The 25,372-nt window shown below is 77.0% G+C and carries 8 protein-coding genes; 5 read left to right on the top strand and 3 right to left on the bottom strand.

The window, feature by feature from the left end; genetic code table 11:
- The first annotated feature begins 1 nt into the window (after nt 1).
- The 5 genes from P3T27_RS31575 (at nt 2) to ddaH (ending at nt 22,018) form a co-directional block, all read left to right on the top strand.
- Nucleotides 2–4,528 carry a condensation domain-containing protein gene (locus P3T27_RS31575; protein ID WP_280684667.1) on the top strand — a complete coding sequence of 1,509 codons (4,527 nt, stop codon included), beginning with the start codon at nt 2–4 and terminating at the stop codon, nt 4,526–4,528.
- Nucleotides 4,525–9,780 carry a non-ribosomal peptide synthetase gene (locus P3T27_RS31570; protein WP_280684666.1) on the top strand — a complete coding sequence of 1,752 codons (5,256 nt, stop codon included), beginning with the start codon at nt 4,525–4,527 and terminating at the stop codon, nt 9,778–9,780. Before P3T27_RS31575 ends, P3T27_RS31570 begins: the two co-directional genes overlap by 4 nt.
- 3 nt (nt 9,781–9,783) lie before the next feature.
- Nucleotides 9,784–20,706, top strand: a complete 10,923-nt coding sequence (locus P3T27_RS31565) for a non-ribosomal peptide synthetase (protein ID WP_280684665.1) — start codon at nt 9,784–9,786, stop codon at nt 20,704–20,706.
- Nucleotides 20,703–20,927, top strand: a complete 225-nt coding sequence (locus tag P3T27_RS31560; RefSeq protein ID WP_280684664.1) for an MbtH family protein — start codon at nt 20,703–20,705, stop codon at nt 20,925–20,927. The genes P3T27_RS31565 and P3T27_RS31560 overlap by 4 nt, the downstream gene beginning before the upstream one ends.
- 251 nt (nt 20,928–21,178) lie before the next feature.
- Complete coding sequence (gene ddaH, locus P3T27_RS31555) at nt 21,179–22,018, top strand: dimethylargininase (protein ID WP_280684663.1); 840 nt, start codon at nt 21,179–21,181, stop codon at nt 22,016–22,018.
- Between the two features lie 138 nt (nt 22,019–22,156).
- Here ddaH and trpD read toward each other — a convergent pair whose 3' ends face one another.
- The 3 genes from trpD to P3T27_RS31540 are packed head-to-tail and all read right to left on the bottom strand — an operon-like array spanning nt 22,157 to nt 25,335.
- On the bottom strand, nt 22,157–23,218 hold the full coding sequence (trpD, locus tag P3T27_RS31550) for an anthranilate phosphoribosyltransferase (protein ID WP_280684662.1): 1,062 nt from the start codon (nt 23,216–23,218) through the stop codon (nt 22,157–22,159).
- 45 nt (nt 23,219–23,263) lie between these two features.
- A complete protein-coding gene (locus P3T27_RS31545; protein WP_280684661.1) occupies nt 23,264–23,839 on the bottom strand; it encodes an aminodeoxychorismate/anthranilate synthase component II in 576 nt (191 codons plus the stop codon).
- Entirely contained in the window at nt 23,836–25,335 is a 1,500-nt protein-coding gene (locus P3T27_RS31540) for an anthranilate synthase component I family protein (RefSeq protein ID WP_280684660.1), read from the bottom strand. Before P3T27_RS31540 ends, P3T27_RS31545 begins: the two co-directional genes overlap by 4 nt.
- Nucleotides 25,336–25,372: the final 37 nt, after the last annotated feature.

Raw genomic sequence — 25,372 nt, 5'->3', positions numbered from 1 at the left:
CGTGACCAGGACCCCCGCGACGGAGCCCCGCGACACCGACATCGCCATCGTCGGCATCGGGGCCCGCTTCCCCGACGCCGACGACCTGGCGGCCTTCCGGGCCAACCTGGCGGCCGGGCGCGACTCGGTCGGCGACATGCCTGCCGAGCGGGCCGCCGCCACCGGACTCGACCCGGACGCGCGCTACCTGCCGATGGGCCACCTCGCCGACGTCCACACCTTCGACCACGCCTTCTTCGGCCTCTCCCGGCGCGAGGCCGCCCTGATGGACCCCCAGCAGCGGATCGCGCTGGTCCTCGCCCACCAGGCCGTCGAGGACGCCGGCTACGCGGCGAACGCCCTGCGCGCCCACCCGGTCGCCGTGGTGCTCAGCGCCGCCGCCTCCGGCTACCAGGCCGCCGCCACCGAGCCCGGCCCGCTCAGCGCACTCGGGAACGTCCCCTTCGCGCTGCCTGCCCGGATCGCCCACGTGCTCGGCTTCGAAGGTCCCTGCTACGCCGTCGACACCGGGTGCAACAGCTCGCTCGTCGCCGTTCACCAGGCCTGCCGCGAACTGCGCGACGGCGAGGCCGAGTACGCGCTCGCCGGCGGCTTCAGCGTGCGCCCCGGCGGCCTGCCCGCCCGGCTGACCGAGGGCATGACCGAACTCGTCTCCCCGAGCGGGCGTTGCCGGGCCTTCGACGCCGACGCCGACGGCACCGCCAACGGCGAGGGCGGCGCCGTCCTGCTGCTCACCACCCTCGGCCGGGCCCGCGCGGACGGCGCTCCCGTGCACGCGGTGATCCGTGGCAGCGCCGTCCGGCACAACGGCCGGGCGGCCGCCACCATCAGCACCCCGAGCGCGCCCGCGCACGCGGCGGTGATCGGCGCCGCCTGGCGTGCCGCCGGGCTCGACCCCGCCCTGGCCGGCTACCTGGAGGCGCACGGCTCCGGCACCCGGCTCGGCGACGCGGTCGAACTGGAAGGCCTGGCCCAGGTGTTCGGCCCGCTCGGCTTCGGCGCGCACGGCCGGCGGCTGCCGATCGGTTCGGTGAAGACCAACGTCGGCCACCTCGACCACGCGGCCGGGATCGCCGGCCTGGTGAAGGCCGTCCTCGCGGTCGGCCACGGCGAGCTCTACCCCTCGCTGCACTTCCGCCGCCCCGTCGACGAGGCCGCCCTGGAGCCGGTCGAGGTGGTCACCGGCCTGCGGCCCTGGGAGGGCGAGGAGCGGATCGCCGGGGTCAGCTCGTACAGCCTGGGCGGGATCAACGCTCACTGCGTGGTCCAGCGGCCGCCCGCTTCGTCCGCCCCGTCCGCGCCGCCCGCGCCGGCGGCCGCGACCGCCCCGCGCCCGGCCCGGCTGGTCGGCGTCTCGGCGCGCAGCCGCTCCGCGCTGGCCCGGCTCTGTGCGGACCTGGGCGCCGCGCTGGCCGCCTCGACCGCCGAGCTCGACGACGTGGCCTTCACCCTCAACTCCGGGCGCAACCGCCACGAGCACCGGGTGGCCGTGCCGGCCCGGGACACCGCCGACCTCGGTCGCAAGCTCGCCGAGCGGGCCACCCGGCCGGGCGGGTCGGCCGACGACGCCCCGTACGGCAGCCGGACCAGGCCGCCCGCCGTCTGCCTGCTGCTCTCCCCGGACGCCGCACCCGACGCCCCCGCCCCGGCGCCGCTGCCCGCCGAACTCCCCGCCGCCGGGCCGCAGGCCGCGCTGCTGGCGGGCCAACTGGCCGTCCATCGAGAGCTGGTGCGCAGCGGCGTCCCGGTCGACACGGTGCTGAGCAGCGGCGTCTCCCGCTACGCGGCCCGGCACCTGCTCGGCACCCTCACCGCCGAGGACAGCCGGGAGCTCGCGGCCGGGGCCGAGGCCGCGCCGCCGGACCGGGAACGGCTCGTCGCGGCCGCCGAGCGGCTCGCCGCCGCCGGACCGGTGGTGTTCGTCGACCCGGGCCCCGACGGCGTCCTCGGGCGGCTGCTCGCCGAGCGGTTCGGCCCGCAGGGGCAGGACGGCGCACGGCTGGTGACGGCGACCGCGTCGGACGGCGGCTTCGCGGCGCTGCTCGGGCGGTTGTACGAGGCCGGCGTCGACCTGGACTGGTCCGTGCTCGGCCCCGCCCCCGGCAGCGCCCGTCGCCTGCGTCTGCCGGGGCACCCGCTGGCCGCGACCCCGTGCTGGATCCGGCCGCCGGCCGTACCGGCGGCGCCCGCCGTACCCGCTGCGCCGGCCGCTCCCGCCGGGCCCGTCCCGGGGCCGAGCGGGTCCGGCGGCGACGAGGACCCGGAGCCCTGGCTCGCCGGAGTCCTGGGCGAACTGCTGCACAGCGACCGGCCGTTGGGCCCGGACGCCGACTACTTCGAGCTCGGCGGCAACTCCATCATCGCCCTCCAGCTCGCCGACCGGATCCAGACCCGGTACGGCTTCCGGCCCCGGCTGCTCGACGTCTACGAGCACCCCGCCGTCGGCGCGTTCGCCCGGCTCATCCGCCGCCGGGCCGGAGCCCCGGCGGCGGACGTCCTGCCGCCGATCGTCCCGCGCGGCACCCCCGTCACCTCCTTCGGCCAGGACCGCATCTGGTTCCACCACCAGCTCGACCCGGATACCACGCTCTACAACCTGCCGATGGTCAGCCAGGTCAGCGGCCCGTTCCACGTCGACGCCGTCCGCGGCATGTGGCACGACCTGATAGCGCGCCACGAGGTGCTGCGCTCCAACTTCGCCGAGGAGGACGACGAGCCGGTGCTGCGCGTCCGCCCGGAGCCCGGGGACTTCTTCGTCTTCCGGGACGTCTCGGGGGAGCCGGACCCGCTCGCCGCCGCCCGGGAGCTGGTCCGGCAGGCCGCCGAGTACCGCTTCGACCTCGCCCACGACCCCCTGGTGCGGGTGCTCGTGGTCCGGATGGCACCCGAGGAGCACGTGCTCCAGGTGACCATGCACCACGCGGTCAACGACGGCGCCTCGCCGCGGATCTTCGAGCGCGAGCTGCCCGAGCTGTACGCCGCCCGCCGGGACGGCCGCCCGCACCGCCTCGCGCCGCTGCCGATCCAGTTCGCCGACTACGCGGCCTGGCAGCGCGAGCTGGTGGCCGGCCCGGCCCTGGAGCGCGAACTCGCCTACTGGTGCGAGACCCTGAGCGACGCCCCGGTGCTGCGACTGCCCACCGACCAGCCGCGCCCGGCCCGCCGGGACTACGCCGGCGACCTGGTGGTGTTCACCGTGGACGCGGCACTGATGCGCGAGCTGCGCCGGCTCGCGGCGGACCACTCGGTGACCCTCTTCGTGGTCCTGCTCGCCGGCTTCTACCTCCTGCTGGCCCGCCGCAGCGGGCAGGACGACCTGGTCGTCGGCACCCCGACCACCGGGCGCAACCGGCCCGAACTGGAGGGCCTGATCGGCTTCTTCAACAGCACCGTGGCGCTGCGCGCCGACCTGTCCGGCGCCCCGTCGGTGGCCGGCTTCCTGCACCGGGTGCGCGCCGTGGTGCTGGAGGCCCTGGAGCACCAGGAGGTGCCCTTCGACCGGGTCGTCCAGGCCCTGACGGACGAGCGCGATCCGGGCCGGAGCCCGCTGTTCGACGTGTTCTACGTGCACCAGGACCTGCCGCCGATCCAGCAGATCCTGGGCACCTCGACCGGGTACTTCGACATCGGGCACAACGCCGGCAACCTGTTCGGCGGACTGCCGGCGGGCACCGCCAAGTTCGACCTCACCCTGATCACCTCCGACCGGATCGGCGACGAGGCCATGGACGCCTGCCTGGAGTTCAGCACCCAGCTGTTCACCGCGGCGACGGCGCGCGGGTTCGTCGAGGAGTACACGGCGCTGCTCCGCGAACTCACCGCCGCCGACGGCGAGTCGCCGCTCTCCCCGCTGTGGGCCGGGGCGCTGGCGGCCGACCCCGCCGACGCGGTTCCGGCCGGTCTCCCCGGTCCGGTCCGGCTCGACATCCCCACCGACCGCCCCCGCCCGGACCGCGCCGACCACACCGAACGCAGCGTCACCGTCCCGGTCGACGAGCCGCTGCGCGCCGCGATCGCCCGGTTCGGCCCGCACCCGGACCGGGTGCTGCGGGCCGGCTGGCTGGTGCTGCTCTCGTGGATCTCCGGACAGGACGAGGTGGCCGTCGGCCTGCCCGGCGGCTCCCTGCTGCGGGCCGACCTCGCCGACGAGCCCGGCTTCGCCGACCTGGTCGGGCGGACCGCCGTCGAGGGGACGACCGGCGCCGCAGCCCAGCCCCCGGTCCGCTCCCGGGGCGCCGACGGCAGCGGGCCGGGCGGGGCCGAACTCGACCTGGGCTGGCGGGAGGGGACCGGCCCCGGCCCCGCCGCCCTGACCGTCCACTACGCCCCGGAACTCTTCGACCCGGCGACCGCGACCGGCTTCGCCACCGGGCTGCGCGAGCTGCTGCGCGGCCTGCTGGCCGAGCCCGACCGCCCGGTCCACGACGTGGCGGCCGAACATGCCGACCCTACGGCCGAGCCGACCGACGCCGACGCGCCCGAGGCCGTGACCCCGCAGACCGACGACGACACCGTGAGGGCCCGATGAGCAGCTCCGCCGCCACCCCGCTCGACGCCGCCCGGCGAGCCGTCCTGCGGGACACCCTGTCCCTGCCCGCCGACTGCGTGGCACGCCTGGTCCGGTTCGAGGGCCGGGTCGAGCCGGAGCGGCTGCGCCACGCGGTGGCCGGATCCCTGGCCGAACGGCCCGGTCTGTACGCCACCTTCCGGGCCTCCGGCGAGGCCGGCCGGCTGCGTCCGGCGGGCGCGGGCCCGGCGCCCGTGGTCGAGGTGCTGGACCTCGGCCCGGAGGAGCCGGACGGCTGGCTCGCGGCCGAACTCGTCCGCCCGCTGGACCTGGTGGGCGGGCCGTTGGTGCGCCACGTGCTGATCCGCGAGCCCGGCGGCGCCCTCGCCTGGTTCCTGCGCCACCACCGGCTGGTCGACGACGACGCGGGCCTGGCCGCGGTGGTCCGCCGGGCCGCGGAGCTGTACGCGGACGGGGGTGACCCCCTCCCGCCGAAGGCCGAGAACCGCCTCGCCGAGAACCGCCCCGCCGACCGTGCCTACTGGCAGGAGGTGGTGGCCGGGCTGTCCGCGCCCGAGCCCGCCGCCGCCCGGCCCGCCGGCGCGCTCGCGCCGCCGGCCGACCTGCCCTGGCTGCCGGTGGCCGGCCCGGCCGCGTTGGCCCGGGTGGCCCGGGCCGGTGGTGCGGGGCCCGGGGCCGTGCTGCTCGGCGCCGCCGCCGTGGCCGCACACCGGCTGACCGGCGTACCGGAGTTGCTGCTCGGGCACTGGCTGGAGGCGCCCGGCCCCGGCGGCCGCGGTCTGGTCGTGCCGGTGCGCCTCGCCGTGACCCCGGAGCTGACCTTCACCGAGGTGGTCCGGCGGGCCGGCCGCGCGCTGCGCGGGGCCCGTCGGCACGGCCACCGTCCGGACCTGGACCTGCCCTGGTCCGCCGCGTCCGGGTACGGCCTGGTCACCGGCCTCGCCGACAGCGCCGAGCGGGTGGCGTTCGGCGCCGAGGCCGTGGCCGTCCTGGCCCGCGCCTGGGGCGAGCCGGTGGACGGCCGGTTCCTGCGCGCGGACCCGGCCCCGGGGGCGTGGCGGGTCGCCGTCGGCGGCCACGGCGCCGATGCCGCGGAGCACCGCCGGATCGTCCGGCTGCTGGAGCGGCTGGCGGCCCGGCCGGACGAGCCGGTGCACTCCTTCGACGTGGCGGGCCCGGACGAGCTCGCCGTGGTGGGGAAGGCCAACGCCACCGACCGGGCGGTGCCCGAGACCACCGTGCCCGAGGCCTTCGCCGCCCAGCTGGCGCGGACCCCCGACGCCGTCGCGGTGCGTGGCCGTGGCGCGGTGCTGGACTACGCGGCGCTGGACGAACGGTCCGAGCGGATCGCCCGGCGGCTCGCCGGCCTCGGCGTCGGCCGCGAGGACGTCGTCGCGGTGCTGCTGCCCCGCACCCCCACCCTGGTCGCGGCCGTGCTGGGCGTGCTGAAGGCCGGCGCCGCCTACCTGCCGGTGGATCCGGGCCACCCGCAGGGCCGGGTGGCGTTCCTGCTCGCGGACACCCGCCCCCGGGCGGTGCTGACCACGGCGGAGCTCGCCGCCGCCCTCCCGGCGCCGACCGCCGACGGCCCGACCGTCGTCCTGCTCGACGACGAGGGCACGCAGAACGGCACGTTCGCCGAGGCCGCACCCGCCCGCCCGCTGCCCGGCAACGCGGCGTACGTCATCCACACCTCCGGCTCCACCGGGACGCCCAAGGGCGTGGTGGTCACCCACCGCGCCGTGGCCAACCTCGCCGCGTGGGCGGCGGCCGAGCTCGGCCCCGAGGCCTTCTCCCGGGTGCTCGGCGCCACCTCGCTCTCCTTCGACCTGTCCGTCTTCGAGCTCCTGGTGCCGCTGTTCGTCGGTGGCAGCGTCGACCTGGTCGACAACCTGCTGGCGCTGCTGGAACGCCCGGACTGGTCCGGCAGCCTGGTCAACACCGTGCCGTCGGTGTACCAGCAGGTCGCCCGGGCCGAGTGGGTGCGCGAGCGGGCGCAGACCTACGTGTTCGCCGGCGAGCCGCTGCCCGCCGCACTGGTCCGTCTGGTGCACGCCCGCAACCCGCAGGCCCGGGTGCTCAACCTCTACGGGCCCACCGAGGCCGTCGTGTACGCCACGGCCGGGGCGTGTCCGCCCGGTGTGCCCGGGGAGCCGTCGATCGGCGTGCCGGTCGGCAACGTGCGGGCCCACGTCCTCGACCCGGCCCTGCGGCCCGCGCCGCTGGGCGTCGCCGGCGAGCTCTACCTGGCCGGCGACTACCTGGCCCGGGGCTACGCCCACCGGCCCGGTGCCACCGCCGTGCGCTTCCTCCCCGATCCGTTCGGCACGCCCGGCGCCCGGATGTACCGCACCGGGGACCTGGCCCGCTGGAGCGCCGCCGGGGAGCTGGAGTACCTCGGCCGGACCGACCACCAGGTGAAGGTCCGCGGCCACCGGATCGAACTCGGCGAGATCGAGGCCCGGTTGACCGCCCTGGCCGGCGTCCGGCAGGCGGTGGTGGTCGCCACCGACGACGGCGAGGGCGACCGTCGGACCACGGCCTTCCTGGTGGCCGACGAGCGCCACCCGGCCGATCCGGAGGGCGTCCGGGCCGCGTTGCGCGCGGAACTGCCCGCACCGGTCGTGCCGGCCGCACTGGTCTTCCTCGACGCCCTTCCGACCAACACCAGCGGCAAGACCGACCGGACCGCGCTCGCCGCCCTGGCGGCCGCGCCCGAGACCCGGTCGGAGACCCGCGCGGTCGCAGGCTCCACCCGTACCGAGGTGCTGCGTGAGCTCTTCGCCGGCGTGCTCGGCCTGCCCGACGTCGGCCCGGACGACAGCTTCTTCGTCCTCGGCGGCGACAGCATCCGCTCCATCAAGCTGCTCCGTCGGGCCCGCCGGGCCGGGCTGGCGCTCGCCCCGGAGGACGTGTTCGCGCACCCGACCCCGGCCGGACTCGCGGCGGTCGCCACCCCGCTCAACCCGGCCGCCCCCGGCCGGCCCGCCGAAGGCGAGCTGCTCCCGCTGGACGCCGCCGAACGCGCCTGGCTGCAGGCCCGGTTCCCGGGCCACCGGGACGTGCTGCCGCTGACCCCGCTCCAGGAGCGGCTGCTCTTCTCCCCGCACGGCCACGGCGGCGGCGACGCCTACGTGATGCGGCTGTGGATGGACCTCGACGGGCGGCTCGACCCGGTGGCACTGCGCGGGGCCGTCGAGGCGTTCTGCCGCCGCCACCCGAACCTGTCGGCCGGGTTCGTCCGCCTCCCCGGCGGCCGCCCGGTCCAGGTCGTGCCGGACCGCCTCCCGCCGTTCACGGAGGTGGACCTCAGCGGTCTGGCGCCGGCCGAACAGGAGGCGGAGACCGAGCGGTTGGCCGCCGAGGACCGCACCACCCGCTTCGACCCGGCCGACCCGCCGCTGATCCGCTTCACCCTGCTGCGGCTCGGACCGGAGCGGTACCGCCTGGTGCTGGTCGCCCACCACACCCTGATCGACGGCTGGTCCAACCAGCTCCTCCTGCCGGAGCTGTTCACGCTGTACCGCGACCCGGCCGGGCTGGCCGAGCCGGTGCCGCTGCGCGACCACCTGGCCTGGCTGGCGGGCCGGGACCACGAGGCCGCCCGCCGCGCGTGGCGCGAAGCCCTGGCCGAGCCGCTCGAACCCACCCTGGTGGTGCCGGCCGGGCTGCCGCCCGCCACCGGCTGGCCGGGCCGCCGCCACCGGCTCCTGGGCGGGCCGCGCACCGAGCGGCTCGGCGCCCTCGCGGCCCGACTGGGTGTCACCCTCAACACCGTGCTGCAGGCCACCTGGGCGCTGATGCTGGCCGAGCGGACCGGCCGCCCCGACGTGGTGTTCGGGATCATCGTCTCCGGCCGCTCGCCCGAGCTACCGGGTTCCGAGTCCGTCATGGGGTTCCTGATCAACACCCTGCCGCTGCGGATCACCCTGCGGGAGGACGAGTCGCTGGCCGGGCTGCTGACCCGGGTCCAGCGCGAGCAGGCCCGGATGATCGCCCACCAGCACCTGGGAATCCCCGAGATCCAGCGGGCGACCGGGCTCGGCGAGATCTTCGACACCGTCATGGTGTACGAGAACTTCCCGCAGTCCGGCGACCAGAGCGACGCGCTCCCGGGGGTGCGGATCTCCGCCTCCGGCAGCGAGACGGCCGCGCACTACCCGTTGACGCTGATGGCGATACCGCGCGACGGCGGGCTGGAGCTCGACGTCCTGCACCGCGAGGACGTCGTCGACGTCGAGGGTGCCGACGCCCTGCTGGCCCGGGCGCTGGAGCTGCTCGACACCCTCACCGCCGAACCCGGCACCGCCGTCGGCGCCCTCGGCCTGCTCAGCCCCTGGCCCGCGGCCGCCGGGCCCGCCCCGGCGCGCACGGCCGACCCCGCCCCGGCGCGCACGGCGGACCCCGCCGAGGCGGCCGACGGCCCGGAGCCCATGCTGGCCCCCCTGCTGGCGCTGCGCTCGACCGGCACCGGGGCGCCGCTGTTCTGCGTGCACGCGGCCGCCGGGATCGGCTGGACGTACGGGGCACTGCTGGGGCCGCTCGGCGATCGGCCGCTCTACGCCCTGCAGTCCCGCGGCCTCGACGGCCGGGGCCCGCTGCCGGCCAGCGTGGAGGAGGTGGCCGAGGACTGCCTGCGGGAGATCCGCGCCGTCCAGCCCGAGGGGCCCTACCACCTGCTCGGCTGGTCGTTCGGCGGCCTGGTCGCCTACGCCGTGGCCACCCGGCTGCAGGAGCAGGGCGCGGAGGTGGGGCTGCTCGCCCTGCTCGACAGCTACGTGCTCGCCGACCTGCCCGCCCGGACGGCGACCGAGGTCCTGGAGGAACAGGGCCAGGTCCGCAGCGCCCTGCTGAGGCTGGCCGGCGTCGACCGCCCCGCCGACGCGCCCGCGCCGACCGCCGAGGAGTTCCTCGCACTCGCCGGGAAGTCCGAGTCCCCGCTCTCCGTCTTCTCCGAACGCCACCTGACCGCGCTCGCCGAGGTCTACGACAACAACGTCCGGCTCGGCCGGGCCTACCGTCCCGGCCGGTTCCACGGCGACCTGCTCCTGATCGAGGCCGTCCCCGAGACCAGCGGGCCCGTCCAGGACCCGGAGAGCTGGCTGCCCTACCTGGGCGGGCGGCTGCTGCGGCACCGGACCGACCACGGCCACCAGGACCTCGGCGGCCCGGCCGCCCTGGTCGACCTCGCCCCGGCGCTGCTCGACCGGCTCGGCGATCCGGCCGGGCCGCGCGGCCCGGAAAGGAACTGACGCATGCCCACCCGACGCCACCCGCTCACGGCGCCGCAGACGGGGATCTGGTTCGGCCACGAGGCCGACCCCACCCGGCGGCGGTACACCGCAGGTCAGTACGTCCAGATCCACGGCGCGATCGACGAGGAGCTGTTCGAACGCGCGCTGCGCGGCGTGGTGGCCGGCAGCGAGAGCATGCGGGTGCGCTTCGAGCCCACCGCCGACGGCGCCGTCCAGATCGTCGAGGACGCCGCCGACTGGCCGCTGCACCGGCTCGACCTGCGCCACCACGAGGACCCGGCCGCCGCCGCCCGGGAGTTCACCACCGCCGGGCTCGCCCACGCGTACGACCTGACCGCAGGCCCGCCCTTCGACTTCCACCTCCTGCGGACCGGCGAGGCGGAGTACCTGTGGTACCTGCGGATGCACCACATCCTGTGCGACGGGGTGGGCGCGGCCGGGCTGATGCGCCGGGTGGCGGCCGAGTACACGGCGCTGCGCGCGGGCGAGGCGGCCGGCACCGGCGTGCACGACCCGCTCTCGGCCCTGCTCGACGACGACGCCGCGTACCGGGCCTCCGCCCGGTTCCGCACCGACGCCGAGTTCTGGGCCGAGGAGTTGGCCGGCCTCGCCGACCCGCCCCGCCTCGCGGGCGGGCGCGGCGGCCTGACCGGCTCCGGCGCGCGCCCGCCGGTCGCCGTCCGGACGGAGTTGTCCGCCGAGCGCTGGGCCGCCGTCCGGGAACGGGCCGGGGCGGGCTGGACCACGCTGTTCCCGGCCGCGCTGGCCGTCGCGCTGCACGCCGACACCGGCGAGCGCGCGGCGGCGATCGGCCTCGGCGTCCGCGGCCGGGACGCCGCGCTGGCCCGGCGGGCCTTCGGCATGACCGCGAACGTCGTCCCGCTGCGGCTCGCCGTCGACCCGGCCGGCACGGTCGCGGACCTGGTGTCGGCCACGGCGGACCGGGTCCGCGCCGCGCTGCGCCGCCAGCGCTACCGCTTCGAGGACATGCTCCGTGACACCGCCGCCGTCCGGGGTGACCGGCCGCTGGTCGGCCCCACCCTGAACCTGCTGCCCCTCGACCTGGGCCTGCGGTTCGACGGGATCCCGGCCACCGTGCACGAGGTCTCGCCGGGCCTGCCCGAGGACTTCGCCCTCGGCGTCTACGACAACGGCCGGGACACCCTGCCGGTGTTCGCCGACGCCGTCGGCGCGTACGGCGAGGACACCGTCCGGGCCCACCTGGACCGGCTGCTCGACCTCGTCACGGCGCTGGCCGAGGCCCCGGACGGCCTCCCGGTCGGCCGGCTGTGCGCCGGCGGCGGGGGAGCCCTGCCCGCGCCCGTACCCGTACCCGCGCCCGCACCCGTACCCGTACCCGCGCCCGCCGGGGTCGACCAGGACGGCGACACCCTGGTGTCGCTGTTCGAACGGCAGGCCGCCGCCCGCCCGGACGCGCCCGCCGTGGTGCTCGGCGAGACCGTCCTGAGCTACCGCGAACTCGACCGGCGCGCCGACCGGTTGGCCCGCCGGCTCGCCGCCCGGGGCGTGCGCCGCGGCGACCTCGTCGGCGTCGCCCTGCACCGCTCGCCGGAGCTGGTGGCCGCGCTGCTCGGCGTCCAGAAGGCCGGCGCCGGCTACCTGCCGCTGGACCCGGACTACCCCGCCGAGCGGCTGCGCGCGACGATCGACGACGCCGCACCCCGGCTCGTGGTGACCGACGACTCCGCGTGGGCGGCGCTCCCGGACGGCGTCGAGAGCCTGCCCGTCGACGGCGGGGACGAGCCCGCCGACCGGGAGCAGGCGGTGCCGGAGCGCCCCGGCCCGGACAGCGTCGCCTACGTCATCCACACCTCCGGTTCGACCGGCCGGCCCAAGGGCGTCCTGGTCACCCACCGCAACGTCACCCGGCTGCTCGCCACCACCGCCGACCGGTTCGGCTTCGGACCGGACGACACCTGGACGCTGTTCCACTCCTACGCCTTCGACTTCTCGGTCTGGGAGCTGTGGGGCGCCCTGCTGCACGGCGGCCGGCTGGTCGTCGTCCCCCGGGACACCGCCCGCTCGCCCGAGGAGTTCCTGCACCTGCTCGCCGACGAGCGGGTCACGGTGGTGAACCAGACCCCCTCGGCGTTCACCCAGCTGGCCGCCGCCGACGCCGCCCACCCCGGCCCGAGCGCCCGGCTCGCCCTGCGCTACGTCGTCCTCGGCGGCGAGCAGCTCGAACCGTGGCGGCTCGCGGACTGGTACCTGCGCCACCCGGACGACGCGCCCCGGCTGGTCAACATGTACGGCATCACCGAGACCACCGTGCACGTCACGGCCGGCGACCTGGACGCCGCCGCGACCGCCGCCGGCACCGCGACCGTCGGCGAGGCGCTGCCGGACCTGCGGGTCCACCTGCTGGACGCCGCCCTGCGCCCGGTGCCCGACGGCCTGCCGGGCGAGCTGTACGTGGCCGGTCCCGGCCTCGCCCGCGGCTACCTCGGCCGCCCCGCCCTGACCGCCGGGCGCTTCGTCGCCGACCCGTTCGGCCCGCCCGGCACCCGGATGTACCGCAGCGGGGACCGCGCCCGCCGCCGCCCCGACGGCGAACTGGAACACCTCGGCCGCACCGACCGGCAGGTGAAGATCCGCGGCTACCGGATCGAGCCGGGCGAGATCGAGGCCGTGCTCGCCGCGCTGCCCGGCATCTCCGGCGCCGCCGTCCTGGCCACCGAACGGGAGCCCGGGCACCGGACGCTGACCGCCTATCTGCTCGGCACCCGGGAGGCCGTACGGGAGGCCGCCGACCGGGCGCCGCAGGTGCTCCCGCAGCACCTGGTGCCGACCGCCCTGCACGCCGTCGACGCCTTCCCGCTGACCGCCAACGGCAAGCTGGACGAGCACCGGCTGCGGGCCCTGGCCACCGCCCCGGCGGACGGCCGCGGCGATGGCCGGGACGGTGGCCGGGGCCGGGCGCCGCGCGGGGAGCGCGAGCTGCGGCTGCACCGGCTGTTCGCCGAACTGCTCGGCGCCGACGGCTTCGGCGCGGACGAGAGCTTCTTCGCCCTCGGCGGCGACTCGCTCACGGCGAACCGGCTGGTGGTCCGCGCCCGGGCCGAACTGCCCGCCGAGCTGACCATCCGGGACGTCTTCGCGGCGCCCACGGTGGCCGGCCTGGCGGCCCGGATCGGCGCTCGGAGCGGCGCCGGCCGGGGTGCTGCCGAGGCCGTGCCGCCGGTCGGCTCCGAGCGCCCGCAGGCCGGCCCCCGGCCCGAGCGGATCCCGCTCTCGTACGCCCAGCGCGGCCTGTGGTTCCTGCACCGGCTCGGCGACCAGGAGTCGACCTACCACGTCCCGCTGGCCGCCCGGCTGACCGGGCCGCTCGACCTGGCGGCGCTGCGGGCCGCCGCGGGCGACGTCCAGCGGCGGCACGAGAGCCTGCGCACGGTGTTCCCCGCCACCGACGGCCGGCCCAGCCAGCGGATCCTCGCCGACCCGCCGGTCCCGCTGACCGTCCGGCACCTCGAACCGGACGCCCTGGACGCGGCGTTCGCCGAGGAGGTGCACCGTCCGTTCGACCTCGAAGCGGGCCCGCCCTGGCGCCTGGCCGTCCTCGGCGCCGGGCCCGAGGAGCACGTCCTGCTGATCGTCCTGCACCACATCACCGCCGACGAGCAGTCGCTGCTCCCGCTGACCCGCGACCTGGCCGCCGGCTACGCCGCCCGGGCCCGCGGCCGGACCCCCGAGTGGCCCCGACTGCCGCTCCAGTACGCCGACTTCACGCTCTGGCAGCACCGCATGCTCGGCGCCGGCGACGACCCCGGCAGTCCGCTGGTGGACGAACTGGCCCACTGGCGCGCGGTGTTGAGCGGCGCGCCGGAGCGCACCGCGCTGCCGGTGGACCACGAGCCGCCGGCTGGGGCGGCGCTGCGCGGGGCCGCCGCCGAGTTCCACTGGGACGCCGAACTGGTGTCCGCCGCATCGGAGTTGGCGGCCCGGCAGGGGGCAACCCTGTTCATGGTGCTGCACGCGGCCGTCGCCTGCCTGCTCGCCCGGTCCGGCGCGGGCACCGACCTCGTGCTCGGCACGGTCACGGCCGGCCGCGCCGAACCCGCGCTGGACGACCTGGTCGGCTACTTCGCCCAGCCGCTGGCCCTGCGCACCGACCTCTCCGGCCGCCCGGGCTTCGCGGAACTGCTCGACCGGGTCCGGCACGCCGACCTCACCGCCTTCGCCCACGACCGGGCGCCGTTCGACCGGGTGGTGGACGCGCTCGCGCCCGACCGCGAACTCGGCTGCCACCCGCTGTTCCAGGTCATGATCACCCTGCACGCCGGGCGCCGGCCCGCCGTCACCCTGCCCGGGCTGGTCGGGCGGCCGTACCGACCCGAGCGGGTGATGGCCAAGTTCCCGCTGCTCTTCGAGTTCACCGAGCAGCCGGACGGGACGGTCCACGGCGTCCTGGAGTACAGCACCGGCCACTTCCACGCGGAGACCGCCGAGCGGCTGGCGCAGGGCCTCGGCCGGTTGCTGGCGGGCGCCCTGGCCGATCCGTCGGCGCCGTTCGACGCCCTGGACGCCCCGGACGTGCTGGACGCCCTGGGCGCCTCCGGCGCGGCGGGAGCGCCCGCCGCGCCCGCCGCCGACTCCTCACGACCTGCCGCCGGGCCGGGCGCGGGGCCGGACGGCGGGTCGCCGGCCGAGGAGCAGCTGCGGACGCTGTTCGGGACCGTTCTGGGCCGGGAGCGCCCGGGGCCGTCGGAGGGGTTCTTCCGGCTGGGCGGAGACAGCATCCTGGCCATCCAACTGGCCACCCGGGCCCGGGCGGCGGGGGTGCCGATCACGCCGAAGGACGTGTTCACCCACCAGACCCCGCGCGCCCTCGCCACCGCGGCCGGCGGCGCCCCGGCCGCCCGGCCGGCGGTGCCCGCGCCCTCGGGCGGGAGCCTGCCGTCCGTACCTTCGGGCGGGCCGCTGGCGCCCACGCCGATCGCGGACTGGCTGGCGGCCCGCGGCGGTCCGATCCACGGCTACGCCCAGTCGCTGCTGTGCGAGGTGCCGCCCGGCACCACCGAGCAGACCCTGCGCACCGCCCTCCACCACCTCGTCGACCACCACGACGCGCTGCGGATGCGCCTGACCGGGGCGCCGGGCGAGCCCCTCGCCTTCGAGGTCCGCCCCGCCGGGTCCGTCCCGGCGGCCCCGCTGCTGCACCGGATCGACCTCGACCGCGAGGGCCTCCCCCTGGGCCCCGACGGCGACCCGGGGCCGGCCGTCCTGGAGCTGGTCGCGGAACAGCGGCGCGACGCCCGACGCCGACTCGACCCCTACCGGGGCGAGCTGCTGCGGGCGGTCTGGTTCGACGGCCGCCACAGCGGCCTCCTGCTGGTGGTGATCCATCACCTCGCCGTCGACGGGGTCTCCTGGCGGATCCTGCTCGACGACCTCGCCCAGGCCCACCAGGCCGCCACGTCCGGCCGCCCGGCCGCCCTCGCCCCGGTGCCCGTCACGGCGGCCGACTGGTCCCGCGCGCTGCGAGCCGCCGAGGTGGACCCGGCGGTGGCCGCCGACCGCACCCACTGGCACGGGCTGCTGACCGCCGGCACCGGCACGATCGGCACCCGGCCGCTGGACCGCGCCCGCGACACCACGGCCGGCGCCGAATCCCTGCGCACCACCCTGGACGGCGGCGCCACCGCCGCCCTGCTGACCGACCTGCCCGACCAACTGGGCGCCGCCGTACCGGAGATCCTGCTCGGCGCCCTGGCCGCCGCCCTGCGCGGCTGGCGGGCCCGCACCACCGGCGGCCCGCTCCTGGTGGACGTCGAGGGCCACGGCCGCGACCCGGAACTCCCCGCCCTCGACGGCCTCGACCTCTCCCGGACGCTGGGCTGGTTCACGGTGATCCACCCCGTCCTGCTGGACGTCGGCCCGGCCGAACCCGCCGCCCCGGGCCCGGTCTGCGCCGACGACCTGTCCCGCGCCGTCGCGGCCGCCCGTGAGCGGCTGCGGGCCACCCCCCACCGGGGCCTGACGTACGGTCTGCTCCGGCGCTGCGGCACCCTGCCCGCGCGTTCGGCCCCGATCGCCTTCAACTACCTGGGCCGCTTCGACACCACCCGGCGCGGCCCCTGGCAGCCGGTCCCCGGCACTCTCCGGGGCGAGTCCGACCCGGCCCTGCCGCTCGCGCACACCCTCTCGGTGGACGCCTTCGTGGAGGCCGGCCCGGACGGACCGCAGCTGCGGGTCGAGTGGGCCTGGCCGACCGGCGTGCTCGACGCCGAGTCCGTCGGCGAACTCGCCGCCCGCTGGGAGCAGGCACTCACCGCGCCCCTGCCCGGGCGGGGCGGGGGCGCCGATACCTCCGGGGGATCTGCGGCCGCCGCCGTCGCCGAGGTGCTGCCCGCCACCCCGCTCCAGAGCGGCCTGCTGTTCCACTCCCGCTACGCCGTCCGTGACGGGCACCGCGATCCGTACGTCGTGCAGCTCGTCCTCGACCTCACCGGCGCGATCGACCCGGAGCGGCTGCACGAGGCCGCCCGCCGACTGCTCGTGCGCCACCCGCAGCTCGCCGGGGCCTTCACCACCGGCGAGTCCGGGCCACCGCAGCAGGTCGTCCCTGCGGCGGTGGCCCTGCCGTGGCGAAGCCTGGACCTCGCCGACCGGCCGGAGCCGGAGCGGTCCGTCGCCGCCCGGCGGTATGCGGAGGAGGACCGCAGGCCGTTCGCCGTCGACACGCCGCCGCTGATCCGCTTCACCCTGCTCCGGCTGGCGGCCGACCGCTGGCGGCTCGTCTTCACCCACCACCACCTGCTGCTGGACGGCTGGTCGGTACCGATCGTGCTGCGCGAACTGCTCGTGCTGCACCAGGGCGCCGACCTGCCCCCGGCGCCGTCCTACCGCGCCTACCTCGACTGGCTGGCCGGGCAGGACGACGCGGCCGCCCGCGACGCCTGGCGCGCCGCCCTCGCCGGAGCCGAGCCCACCCGGGTCGGCCGACCCGGGCGCGACGGAGAGACCGGCCAGGACGGCCGCGCCGCCGCCGCCGACGAAACGTCGACGACCGTCTTCACCCTGCCCGCCGAGCTCACCGCCGGGCTGCGGGCGCGCGCCGCGCGGTGGGAGGTGACGCTCGGCTCGCTGGTGTCGACGGCCTGGGTCCTGGTGCTCTCCCACCTCACCGGCCGCGACGACGTCCTGTTCGGCACCACCGTCGCCCAGCGCCCGGCCGAACTGCCGGACGCGGAACGGCTCGTCGGCCTGCTGATCAACACCGTCCCGGTCCGGGCCCGGCTGCACCCCGGCGAGCCGCTGCGCGAGCTCGCCGTCCGGCTGCAGCGGGAGCGCACCGAGCTGCTGGACCACGAGCACCTGGGGCTTGCCGCCGTCGAGGAGGCCGTCGGCGCCGGGCGGCTCTTCGACAGTTCCCTGGTCTTCGAGAACTACCCCCTGGACGAGACCGGGTTCGCCGAGCCCGTGCCGGGCCTGCGGATCGGCGCCGTCGAGCCGTACGACGGCACCCACTACCCGCTCTCGCTGGTGGTGCTGCCGCGTCGGGACGGCCTGGACGTGCGGCTCCAGCTGCGCCCCGCCGAACTGGACCGGCACCTCGACGCGGACCGGCTGCGCACCCTGCTGACCACCGCCTGCGCCACACTGGCCGGTCCGGGCGCGGACCTGACCACCGGCCGGGTGGACCTGCTGCCACCCGTCCAGCGGGCCGGGCTGCGGGCCTGGGGCACCGGCCCCTCGGCCGCCGCCGAACCGTCCTCCGTCGGCGCGCGGTTCGAGCGGCTGGCCGCCGACCACCCCGACCGGGTCGCCCTGCGGCACGGCGACGGCACCACCGTCGCCACCACCACCCCGCCGCACGCGACCCCGCCGTACGCCACCACCACCTACGGCGAGCTCAACGCCGACGCCAACCGGCTGGCCCACCACCTGGCCGGCCTCGGGGTGCGGCCCGGGACGCGGGTCGCCCTGCAACTCCCGCGTTCCCCGGAGGTGCCGGTGGCGATGCTGGCGCTGGCCAAGCTCGGCGCCGTGTGCGTCCCGCTGCACCAGGCGTTCCCGGCCGAGCGGCGGCGGGCGCTCGCCGCCGAGGCGGGCACCGAACTGCTGCTGGACGCCGCCCTGGTGGCGGCGGCCCGGCAGGCGGGCGGGAGCCCGGGCAACCCCGGCCCGGCCGTGTCGCCCGGGCAGGTCGCCCAGCTGCTGTACACCTCGGGCTCGACCGGCCGCCCCAAGGGCGTCGCCGTCACCCACCGCAACATCCTCGCCCTGGCCGACGACCCGCTCTGGTACGGCCCCGACCACGACCGGGTGCTGTTCCATTCGCCGCACGCCTGGGACCTCATGGTGTACGAGCTGCTGATGCCGCTGCTGACCGGACGCCAGGTGGTGGTGGCCCCGCCCGGCGAGCTGGCCCCGGCGGACTACGTCCGGGCCGTCGAGCAGGGCGGCGTCACCGCCGCCTGGCTGACCGCCGGCCTGTTCGACGTGCTCACCGAGCAGATCCCGGCGGCCCTCGCCCGGCTGCGCCTGATCTGCACCGGGGGCGACGTCGTCCCCCCGGCGGCGGTCGCCCGGGCCCGGCGGGCCGCCCCCGACCAGCGGCTGCTCGACCTGTACGGACCGGTGGAGAGCACCACCTTCGCCCTGGGCTACGAGATCCCGGCCGGTCCGGTCCGCGAGGACGAGGCCGTCCCGATCGGCCGCCCGCTCGCGGGCACCCGGGTGCTGCTGCTGGACGCCGCCCTGCGCCCGGTGCCGCCGGGCGTCCCCGGTGAGATCCACCTGGGCGGCGAGGGCCTGGCCGAGGGCTACCACGGTGCCCCGGCCCGTACCGCCGAGCGCTTCATCGCCGACCCGTACGGCCCGCCGGGAGGCCGGCTGTACCGCACCGGCGACCTGGGCCACTGGGACGTCGAGGGCCGGCTGCACTTCCTCGGGCGCGCCGACCGGCAGCTGAAGATCAACGGCTTCCGGATCGAGCCGGGCGAGATCGAGGCCGCGCTCTGCGCCGAACCCGGTGTGACCGCCGCCCGGGTGGTGCCGCACGGGGCCGGCCCGGCGGGCCGTTCGCTGGTGGGGTACGTGGTCGCCGACCGGCCGCTGGCCGTCGGCGAGCTGCGCCGCCGGCTGGCCGAGCGCCTGCCGCGCCATCTGGTGCCCGCCGTGCTCGTCCCGGTCGACGCGCTGCCGCTGGACGCCAACGGCAAGGTCGACACGGCCGCGCTGCGGCCGCCGCCGGAGCAGCCGGCCCCCGCGCCGGCCCGCACACCCCGCCGGGAGGTCCTGGCGGCGCTGTTCGCGGAGGTGCTGCGGGTGCCCTCGGTCGCGCCGGAGGACGACTTCTTCGCCCTCGGCGGCAACTCGATCGCCGCGATGCGGCTGGCCGGGCGGATCCGGTCCACCCTGGGCGTCGACGTGCCGCTCAGCGAGCTGTTCGACGAGCCCACCGTGGCCGGGCTGGACCACCGGCTCGACCGCGCGGCCCGCACCGACCGCCGGGGCCCCGCCGCCCCGGTGCTCGGCGACCGCACGACCCGGCCCGAGCGGCTGCCGCTGGCCCCCGCCCAACTGCGCCTGTGGACCGCCAACTACCTGGGCGAGCACCGCCCGGACTACCTCACCACCCTGGCTCTCGACCTCACCGGCGGGCTCGACCCCGCCGCCCTGCGGGCCGCCCTCGGCGACCTGGTGGCCCGGCACGAGGCGCTGCGGACCGTGCTGCCGTACGGTCCGGACGGCCCCGAGCAGCGCGTCCTCGACCCGGCCGACGCCCTGGTCGAGGCCGCCGCCGAGCCCCGCCCCGCCGACGTCCCACCGGAGCGGCTGGACGCCTGGATCGCCGCCGAACTCGACCGCGGCTTCGACCTGTTGACCGAGCCGCCGCTGCGCACCGCCCTGCTGCGCAGCGCCCCGGACCGGCACACCCTGCTGCTGGTGCTGCACCACGTGGCGGTCGACGGACACGCGCTCGAACCGCTGCTGGCCGATCTGTGCTCCGCCTACGAGGCCCGGGCGGCGGGCCGGGCTCCGGTGTGGCCGGCGCCGGCCGTGCAGTACGCCGACTGTGCGCTGTGGCTGCGGGAGCGGCTCGGTGACGAGACCCACCCCGACAGCCCGGCCGCCCGGCAAGCGGCGTACTGGAGCGGCGAGTTGGCCGCCCTGCCGCCGTGGCGGGGCCTGCCGGGCGCCACCGGCGACCCGGCGGCCGGGCCGGGCGCGGCCGGCACCGTCCGGTTCGCCCTCGACCCGGCGGCGCACCGCCGGCTGGCGGCCGCCGCGCGGGCCTGCTCGGCCGGTACGGGGATGCTGCTGCAGGCGGCGTTCGCGGCCGCGCTGGGCGACCTCGGCGCGGGGCACGACCTCGCGATCGGGGTGCCGCTGGCCGGCCGGGACGACGAGGCCGTGGACGGCGTGGTCGGCTGCCTGGTCAACACCGTGGTGCTGCGGGTGGACACGTCCCCCCGCTCCGCCGGGGACGCCGCCACCGGCACCCCGAGCGCCCGCACCCTGGTCGGGCGGGTCCGGGAGCGGCTGCTGGCCGCCCACGCCCACCAGGACCTGCCGTTCGACCGGGTGGTGGAGCTGGTCAACCCGGCCCGGGAGGCCGGGCGCCAGCCGCTGTTCGGGGCGGCCGTCTCCCATCTGGTGCGGGCCGACCCGGTCGGTGACCGGCGGTGGGCCGGCGCCGTGACGGTCGCCGAGCGGGCCGTCCCGGCCGCCCGTACCGCCGTCGACCTGCTGCTGCAGCTGGTGGAGCGGCGGACCGCGGCCGGCGCGCCCGGCGGGCTGGAGTGCGCCCTGGTGCACGCGCTGGACGGCTGCGACGAGCCGACCGCCCGGCGGGTGGTGGCCGCCTTCCGGCGGCGGGTCACCGAGTTCTGTGACGAGTTGAACGACGCCCCTGTGAACGACGTTTCCAGTAACCACGAGATGAGGTCCCGATGAGCAGCACCAACCCCTTCGACGACGAGCAGGGCGCGTTCCTGGTCCTGGTGAACGAGGAGAACCAGCACGCCCTGTGGCCCGCCTTCGTCGACGTGCCCGCGGGCTGGCGCAGCGTGTTCGGCGAGGAGACCAGGCAGGCCTGCCTGGACTACGTCGAGAAGAACTGGACCGACCTGCGTCCGCGCAGCCTGGCGGACGCGCTGGACGCCCGGGTCGACTGAGCCCAACCGGCCGATCCATCAGGGCTGTTCCGCCCTGACTTAAGGATCTTCCGTCCCCGCCCGACAGCTGACAGCATGTCAGGGACGGGCGCGGGGCCGGCCCGCAGGAAGAGCCGCGGCGCGGCCGGGTCCCCCCACACCCGGCCGTGCCGCCGGCGCGCCGGCCCCGGAGCCCCGCAGGCACCCGATTGCCGCCCGTCCGGATCGCAGCGCCACCGCCTGTCGTTTGCAGCCCTCACGAGGAGTCACCCATGAACGCTGTCACACCGCGCCCTGCCGAGCGCACGGCCCGGCCCCGGCACTACCTGATGTGCCGCCCCAGCCACTTCGAGGTCACCTATGCGATCAACCCGTGGATGGACCCGGCGAAGCCGGTCGACACCGGGCTCGCCGTCGCGCAGTGGGAGCGGCTGTACGCCCTCTACGGCGAGCTCGGCCACCGGGTGGAGCTGATCGACCCGATCCCGGGCCTGCCCGACATGGTCTACGCGGCCAACGGCGCCACCGTGGTGGACGGCAAGGTGCTCGGCGCGCGCTTCCGCAACGCGGAGCGGGCCGCCGAGGGCCCCGCCTACCTGGAGTGGTTCCGCTCCCACGGCTACCCCGAGCTGCACGACCCGGAGCACGTCAACGAGGGCGAGGGGGACTTCCTGGTCACCGCCGAGTACGTGCTCGCCGGGCGGGGCTTCCGCAGCACGCCGGCCGGCCACGCCGAGGCGCAGGAGTTCTTCGGCCGCCCGGTGATCGGCCTCCAGCTGGTCGACCCGCGCTACTACCACCTGGACACCGCACTGGCCGTCCTGGACGGCGACGAGGTGATGTACCACCCGGAGGCCTTCTCCGAGGGCAGCCGCGAGGTGCTGCGCCGGCTCTTCCCGGACGCGGTGCTCGCCGACGCCGCCGACGCCGCGGTGTTCGGCCTCAACGCCGTCAGCGACGGTCGGCACGTGCTCCTGCCGGAGGCGGCCACCGGCCTCGCCGACAAGCTGCGCGAGCGGGGCTTCGAGCCGATCGGCGTCGACCTGTCCGAGCTGCTCAAGGGCGGCGGCAGCGTCAAGTGCTGCACGCTGGAGCTGCGCCACCGCGACTGACCGCCGTCCGCCCCCGGCGTCCGCTACGGCGACGCCGGGGCGGACGAACGCAACGGGCCGCGCGGGCCTCCCCCCGAGGAGGTCCGCGCGGCCCGGCGCCGTCCTGGCCCGCCGCCGCGGTGCCACGCCGAACCGGCCCTAGACGGACGGCCCCGCGTGCGGCCGCCCGCTCTCGGCCCAGCGCTTCAGCAGGGCCGCCGCGGCGCCCGAGTCGACCGCCTCGGCGGCCCGGGGCAGCGCGGCCGCCAGCCGTTCGACGACCGGCAGGTCCGAGGGCGCGAGCGCCGCCAGGCCGGCCGCCGCGGAGAGCAGGACGGCGTCCCGGACGGGGCCCTGCTCGCCGTCCAGGACGGCATGGACCACGCCCGCGTTGTGGGCCGCGTCGCCGCCGCGCAGCGCGTCCGGCGCCGCCGCCGCGATGCCCAGCTCGCGCGGGTCGAGCCGCTCCCGTACGACCCGGCCGCCGGTCGCCGACCAGATGGTCGAGGTGGTCGCGACGGACAGCTCGTCGAGGCCGTCGTCGCCCCGGAAGACCAGCGCGTCCACGTCCTCGCGGGCGAACACGGCGGCGATCAGCGGGCCGAGCCGGGGGTCGGCGACGCCGACCGCCATGGCCGTGGGCGACGCCGGGTTGGTCATCGGGCCCAGCGCGTTGAACACCGTCGGTACGCCCAACTCCTTGCGGGCGACGGCCGCGTGGCGAAACGCCGGGTGGAACGCCGGGGCGAAGCAGAAGCCGATCCCGACCTCGCGCACCGACCGGGAGACCTCCTCGGCGGAGAGTTCCAGCGCGATGCCGAGCCGCTCCAGTACGTCGGCCGAGCCGGAGGCGGAGGAGGCCGAGCGGTTCCCGTGCTTCACCACCCGGGCCCCGGCGGCGGCCGCCACGATCGCCGCCATGGTGGAGACGTTGACGGTTCGCGCGCCGTCCCCGCCGGTGCCGACGATGTCCAGCGCCGGCCCGGGCACGTCGACCCGCACCGTGTGCTCGCGCGCGGCCCGGACCAGGCCGGTGACCTCCTCGGCGGTCTCGCCCTTGGCCCGCAGCGCCACCAGGAAGCCGGCCAACTGCGCCGGGGCCGCCTCGCCGCGCATCACCTCGTCCATCGCCCAGGCGGTGTCGGCGGCACTCAGATCCGTACCGGCGATCAGCGCCGCGAGCAGCTGCGGCCAGGTTCGCGTTTCACAATTCCCAGTCACGGGGCACCCATTCCGCTCGTCGATTCCGATGTGTCCGGGTATCCGTCAGCGCCCGGCGCCGACCGCGAGGAAGTTCTCCAGCAGCTGCATGCCGCCGGTGGTGGTGATGCTCTCGGGGTGGAACTGCACCGACTCGACCGGCAGGCTGCGGTGCCGCATCCCCATGACGTAGCCGTCGTCGTCGGCGGTCGCGGTCAGCTCCAGCTCCTCGGGCAGGGGCCGGCTGACGATCAGCGAGTGGTACCGGGTCGCGGTCAGGCTGTTGCCGAGGCCCGCGAACAGGCCGCGCCCGTCGTGCGTCACCGTGCTGGTGCGCCCGTGCATCAGCCGGTCGGCGACCTGGACCCGGCCGCCGAACGCCAGGCCGATCGCCTGGTGCCCCAGGCAGACGCCGAGCAGCGGGACCTTCCCGGCGAAGTGGTGGACCAGTTCGACGTGGCCGGAGGCCGCCGGGTGTCCGGGGCCGGGGCCGAGCACGATCGCGTCCGGTGCGGACGCGGCCAGCTGCTCCGGGGTGCGGGTGTGCGAGCGGACCACCTCGGTGTCCGCGCCGAGCGCCCGCAGGTACTGGTCGATGATGTGGACGAAGCTGTCCCGCGCGTCCACCAGCAGAACCTTCACGCTGTCAACTCCTCACCCGTCAGCGCCCAGTAGGCGGCGCCCAGCTTCGCCAACGTCTCGTTCCACTCGCCCTCGGGGGTCGAGTCGGCCACGATGCCCGCGGAACTCTGCACGGAGTACACCGCGCCGTCGTGCGCGATGGTGCGGATGCACAGAGCCAGTTCGCTCCAGCCGCCGACGTCGATCAGGCCGACGGCGCCCGCGTAGGCTCCGCGCGGCTCCCGTTCGATCTCGTGGATGATCTCCATGGCGCGCAGCTTCGGCGCGCCGGTCATGGTGCCGGCCGGGAAGGTCGCGCACAGCGACCGCCAGACGTCGGCGTCCTCCTCCAGTTCGGCGCTGACCGTCGACACCAGGTGGAAGACGTGCGAGAAGGTCTCCACGACCATCAGCTCGTCCTCGGTCAGGGTGTGCGGGCGGCAGACCCGGCTGATGTCGTTGCGCGAGAGGTCGACCAGCATCACGTGCTCGGCCTGCTCCTTGGTGCTCGCCAGCAGGGCCTTGATCCGCCGCTCGTTCTCCTCCTCGTCGTGGTCCCGGCGGGTGGTGCCGGCGATCGGGCGCATCACGATCCGGCCGTCCTCGATCCGGAACAGCAGCTCGGGGCTGGCGCCGATCAGGCTGCCGTCTCCGTTCGGGAGCAGGTACATGTGCGGGGAGGGGTTGCGCGAGCGCAGCCGCCGGTAGACCTCGACCGGCGTCAGCGCGGTGCGGACGTCGATCCGGTGGCCGACCTGGATCTGGTAGATGTCGCCGACCCCGATGTGCTCCAGGCAGCGCCGGACCCAGCCGTGGAAGGTGTCGCGGTCCACGCTGTCGTGCACCGACTGCGGGCGGCCGGCCGGCGGGCACGCGGCCTGCGGCGCCTGCCCGGCCGCCTCCCGGGCCGCGCCCGCGACGTCGTGGCGGCCCGCTTCGCCGAAGGCCGGGCTGTCGGCGGTCCGCAGCACCGGCGTGCCCGCGGTGTCGTAGTGCACGCTGTCGCGGAACAGCGTCAGCACCGCGTCCGGGCGGGCCGGCGGCAGCGCCCTGGCGGGCAGGTCCTCCATGTGCCAGGCCGCGTCGTAGCCGAACCGGGCCAGGAAGCCGAAGTGGAAGCGGTCGCCGGGCAGGCCCGGCTCCAGGCCGAACAGGCCCTGTGCGCGCCGCAGGAACTCCCAGATCCCGGCCGAACCGGGGGCCTCCAGCCGCCCGGGGGCGTCCGCGGCGGGGGACAGACCCGCCGCCTCGGCGGTCGCCCGCAGCGCCGCGGCGATCTCCGCCGACCCGTCGATCTCCAGGTACGAGCCGTACAGCCGGATCTCGGCGAGCGGGCCGCAGCCGACCACGGCCGGCCCGCCCTGCCGGCCGGACTCGGTCAGGCTCTCCAGCAGGTACACCTGCTCCGCGCCGAGCCGCTCGCTCAGCCGGGTGTACAGCTCCAGCGGGTCGTGCGCGGGCAGCGGCTCGACGCCGAGCCGGACGGCGAACGGAGGGTGCGATGGCGCGTCTGGCATCGGAATCCTCATCGTGAAAGGCCGGCTGGGTACGGCC

Origin of the sequence: Kitasatospora sp. MAA19 (assembly GCF_029894125.1) — a bacterium.
Classification (GTDB): domain Bacteria; phylum Actinomycetota; class Actinomycetes; order Streptomycetales; family Streptomycetaceae; genus Kitasatospora.
The sequence above is the reverse complement of the archived record's forward strand: the minus strand, read 5'-3'. Positions and strand labels throughout refer to the sequence as shown.

What these genes read in the sequence shown, in the direction of transcription:
- P3T27_RS31570 (WP_280684666.1), top strand. Translation starts at nt 4,525, where the DNA reads ATGAGCAGCTCCGCCGCCACCCCGCTCGACGCCGCCCGGCGAGCCGTC.
- P3T27_RS31565 (WP_280684665.1), top strand. Translation starts at nt 9,784, where the DNA reads ATGCCCACCCGACGCCACCCGCTCACGGCGCCGCAGACGGGGATCTGG.
- P3T27_RS31560 (WP_280684664.1), top strand. Translation starts at nt 20,703, where the DNA reads ATGAGCAGCACCAACCCCTTCGACGACGAGCAGGGCGCGTTCCTGGTC.
- ddaH (WP_280684663.1), top strand. Translation starts at nt 21,179, where the DNA reads ATGAACGCTGTCACACCGCGCCCTGCCGAGCGCACGGCCCGGCCCCGG.
- P3T27_RS31540 (WP_280684660.1), bottom strand. Translation starts at nt 25,335, where the DNA reads ATGCCAGACGCGCCATCGCACCCTCCGTTCGCCGTCCGGCTCGGCGTC.